Raw genomic sequence first — 4,364 nt, forward strand, 5'->3', positions numbered from 1 at the left:
TTGATGCCGAAGCGTAAACTTTACAACATCAATAAGGGACTGCAAGGTATAAAAGTATTTTTGATTATACAATGTCTTAACATAAGAATTTTATCTAAAATAAGCCCATGCTGAGAACCAGCGTATTAAAAGCCCTTCCATTTATCATTTATCAAAAGTATACTACTTATTTCTTGCACGTGCCAGGTTAAAAAACAATTTGGATGATTTTTTATTACCAGTCATAAATTAAAACAGAAGGATTTAGTTTTGTTACCTGTAACGATAGCTGCATAATTGCTCAAAAAGTAGCTGATGCAGCGTTTCTTCATATTTATTACTCATCTCTTTATAAAATATTATCATTATTTTTCGATAATGCGTTGGAAAACGATTCCTCTTATTTTCGTCTGTACCATCCTGCTGAGCAGCGCTTACGCCCAACCCTGCATCAACTTAGGGCAAAACCCGGGTACCGCATTCCCGGTGTGCGGCACATCTACTTTTACCCAACAAACCGTTCCGGCCTGCGGAGGCCGCTTAATTCCTGTTCCCGGCTGCGAAAATGATAATGCCGCTTACGGAGACCTTAACCCGTTCTGGTATAAATTCACCTGCTTTACTTCCGGCACGCTTGGGTTTACTATTACCCCGCTTACCGAATCTGACGATTATGACTGGCAACTGTTTGACATAACCGGTCATGATGCCGCTGATGTATATACGAACCGTAGTTTATATGTAGCCAGCAACTGGTCTGCTCATCCGGGGGCAACCGGCACTGCTTCCGCTGCCGGTTCATTTACCAATTGCGCCGGTTTCGACTACCCTAATAAAAGTAAAATGCCAACCCTTATTGAAGGACACCAGTACCTTTTATTGGTAAGCCATTTTACCATAACCAACCAGAGCGGATACAAACTCAACTTTGCAGGGGGTACCGCTAACATTACAGACCCCAAAGAACCTCACCTGCAGGACGCAAGAGCATATTGCGATGGCACCAATGTTATTGTGAAACTGAACAAAAAAATGAGATGTAATTCCCTCGCGGCAGATGGAAGCGATTTTTCAGTTTCAAACCCCGCCTACTCCGTCATTGGAGCATCAGCAGCAGGTTGTTTTTCAGGCTTTGATATGGACTCTGTTATACTCACCCTGAACAGTCCGTTGCCTGCCGGTAATTATTCCATCATCATGAAAAAAGGCTCAGACAACAATACGCTTTTAGATAATTGCGACAGGGGTATTGAAGAAGGCGAAAGCATACCATTCAGCGTTTTGCCTGTGCAACCTACTCCTATGGACAGCTTAACCAAGCCAGGCTGTGCACCGGATATGCTGCAATTAGTGTTTAAAAAACCTATACGCTGTAATTCCATAGCTCCCAATGGAAGCGATTTTATTATAAACGGGTCTCCCGCTATGGCCATTGCTTCTGCTTCCGGCGAATGCAATGAAAACAATATGAGCAGTGTAGTTCATGTAAAACTTTCGGCTCCAATATTACACAACGGATCTTATGCCATAATGCTAAGGAAAGGAAGCGATGGCAATACGATCATTGATGAATGCGGGGAAGAAACACCTGCAGGAGCCGCTTTAAGCTTTATCACAAAAGATACTGTTTCTGCCGCATTTGACTACTCCATTTTATATGGCTGTAAAGTTGATACCGTTATTTATTCCCATAACGGCGCTAACGGGGTTAATAAATGGAACTGGCAGTTTGATGACCATACTTCCGGGAACAGCAATCAGCTTCAGAAAGTGTACCCGGTTTTCGGTCACAAGAATACAACACTTGTTGTTTCAAACGGCGTTTGCAGCGATACCGCGTCTGCTGATATTTTTTTGGATAACGAACTGAAGGCAGATTTCGAAGCGCCGGAGTTTATATGTCCAAGGGATACCACCCTATACAAAGATGCCAGTACCGGCAGTATCACAAGCTGGAACTGGAGCTTTGGAAACGGCACAGGCAGCTTTTTGAAATCTCCACCGGCTCAGTCATACCAGGCACCCTTAACAGACCAGGAACATGCTATTCAGCTCATTGTTACCAATAACCTGGGCTGCATGGATACTATAGTTAAAAAAGTAAAATTAGTAAGCAGTTGTTACATTGATATCCCTTCTGCGTTTACGCCTAATGGCGACAACCTCAATGATTATCTCTATCCCTTAAATGCTTATAAAGCTGCCAATCTTATTTTCAGGGTGTATAACTTATATGGTCAAAAAGTATTTGAAACTACCGGTCGTTTAAAAAAATGGGATGGAACCATCAACGGAAAAGTGCAGGGAAGCGGCACTTATGTTTGGACCCTGGAATACACACACACAGATACGGGCCGCAGGTTCCATCTGAAAGGTACAACCACCCTCATCAGGTAACCCCTTTTTATTTATCCCGAAAACAGGAAACCAGGGGATATTTTATCTCTGGCATGAAATATGAATCATTCTGAATGATCAATGTAAAATTTTACTCCCGGGAGGTAAAAAATTGCAGGAATTGTGCAACATCCGGATAAGCACACCGTTTACATTACTTAATATTAATTCTTAATAACATGAAAAACGCGGATAAATTTTTCTTCGCCCTTGTAGCCATAAGTTATTTCATACTTTATGGGGTTATGGCTATGCTGAGCTGATATTACAGTCTTATCTTTACGCTTTATACACGCCTGATCAGGCATATACGTTATAGCTTTTGCTAATTATTATAAAACCTTTTTATGAAAAATTGTCTTTTGTTCGGAAAATATGCGCTGCTGCTGCTTTTCATTTCCGTTTTTGCACTTACTTCCTGTAAAAAAGATAAGACCGATAAAGAAGAAGAACCAACTAAAAAAGAGCTGTTATCTAATAAATGGAAGGTATCTGATGTGACAAATGAAGGCGGAACCAGCGTTATAGGGCTTCCTGTTCCACAGATAATATGCCTGAAAGATAATATTTTTACGCTCAAGGCTAATGACACTTATACCATTGATGAAGGCGCCGTAGTATGTGATCCTTCCACTGCTCAATCGGGCACATGGAAGCTGACCGATAATGATACCAAAATTGAGTTTACACAAGCAGCCGGCGATCCATTGGTTGTAACCCTTGTTGAGGTAAATACCACTACGTTGAAGATTTCTTATGAGCTTACAGATATTCCGCTTCCCGGCACTTATACTGTAACCCTGCAAAAACAATAACAATAATCGAAAATTTACGGGTGTGATACAGGAGTTACCTCATATACCGGGCTGAATAAATATATTTTGCCCGTTTTTATTTCTAAACACCTGATCCGTTTGCGCAACTGGTCGCCCCGTTTAAATATCCTGCCATCATCTGTTCGGAACAACCCGTTAACGTCAATTTCTTCCACCAGTTTTTTAACATCGCCTTTCCGGTCGTATTTCCTCAGCACTCTTATTAAACCATCTTCCGCGCAACTGCCAGCCGCCGGGCTACGCATCGTTGTTTTTATTTCGTTCGCAATATCCGGCGGGAAAAGATCAAGCAACAGGAATTGTTGCAAAATTTCCCCATACACCAGCTTCCACTCTTTGCCATGAGATGCGATCCGGTTCCCATATTTTTCAAAAGCTATAAGGTGTGCCAGTTCATGCAATAAAGTGATCAAAAATGCAAATGCATTCAGATTTCCGTTTACACTAATGCGGTGGTTTTTGCCATGAACAGCGAACCGGTAATCTCCCAGAACACTTCTCCGCTCTTTGGTAATTGTAAGATGCACTTTATAATGCCCGAGATACTGCATTACGGTATGGTAAGCGCCGACGGGTAAATAGGAATTTAAAGTATCAAGTGGAGCTTCGTGTTTTTTACGCATTTTTTTGCTTACCGGCTTTAAGCAGCACGCTAATTTCAAGAAAAGTATACACTAAGTAAAAGAGCATGCAGGCAATGATTGACACCTTATTTACCTTAGCGGCCGTTTGGGCATATACCAAAGCCATCACAGCCACCAATACCAGCTTTACCAGGAAAGAAATATAAAAATAACGGATAAAAAGCTGCGCTGAAGCAGATTTGGCGGCTTTTTGCTGAAACAATATTGAAATAATAGTTAACCCGAATAAAAACACATTTCCATACAGCAGCACACTTATACTGAATCCATAGCGTACAAGTAAACTTTGAAAAAGCACGAACAGCCCGTTCAGTATCAGGAAAAGAAAAACAGAAGGCAGGAAAATCTTTAAACCATTCATACCATGTATTCAGAGCGCAAATCTACAACAACCGGCAGGGAAGGCCAATTTGCAGAAAATATTACCTCTTTTCCCAACTGCCCCGTTTCTTTCATCCATTAAACCAAATAATCTATATAATCAACTGCATTTCAAAAGCTTTTAATT

4 protein-coding genes are annotated in these 4,364 nt (G+C 41.2%); 2 read left to right on the forward strand and 2 right to left on the reverse strand.

What is annotated here, in order from left to right; genetic code table 11:
* Nucleotides 1-357: 357 nt before the first annotated feature.
* Together PLE34_RS21665 and PLE34_RS21670 are read left to right on the forward strand one after the other, a co-directional pair.
* A complete protein-coding gene (locus PLE34_RS21665) occupies nucleotides 358-2,376 on the forward strand; it encodes a T9SS type B sorting domain-containing protein (protein WP_324560685.1) in 2,019 nt (672 codons plus the stop codon).
* 347 nt (nucleotides 2,377-2,723) lie between these two features.
* Nucleotides 2,724-3,191, forward strand: coding sequence for a lipocalin family protein (locus PLE34_RS21670; protein ID WP_324560688.1), 468 nt, complete (start codon nucleotides 2,724-2,726; stop codon nucleotides 3,189-3,191).
* A gap of 14 nt (nucleotides 3,192-3,205) precedes the next feature.
* Here the strand turns inward: PLE34_RS21670 and PLE34_RS21675 are convergent, their stop codons facing one another.
* Both PLE34_RS21675 and PLE34_RS21680 read right to left on the reverse strand, forming a co-directional pair.
* Complete coding sequence (locus tag PLE34_RS21675) at nucleotides 3,206-3,835, reverse strand: SprT-like domain-containing protein (protein WP_324560691.1); 630 nt, start codon at nucleotides 3,833-3,835, stop codon at nucleotides 3,206-3,208.
* The gene (locus PLE34_RS21680) at nucleotides 3,828-4,217 is read right to left on the reverse strand and encodes a hypothetical protein (RefSeq protein WP_324560694.1); all 390 of its coding nucleotides are present in this window, start codon (nucleotides 4,215-4,217) and stop codon (nucleotides 3,828-3,830) included. The genes PLE34_RS21675 and PLE34_RS21680 overlap by 8 nt, the downstream gene beginning before the upstream one ends.
* Nucleotides 4,218-4,364: the final 147 nt, after the last annotated feature.

The organism is Agriterribacter sp. (genome assembly GCF_035445465.1).
GTDB lineage: Bacteria > Bacteroidota > Bacteroidia > Chitinophagales > Chitinophagaceae > Agriterribacter.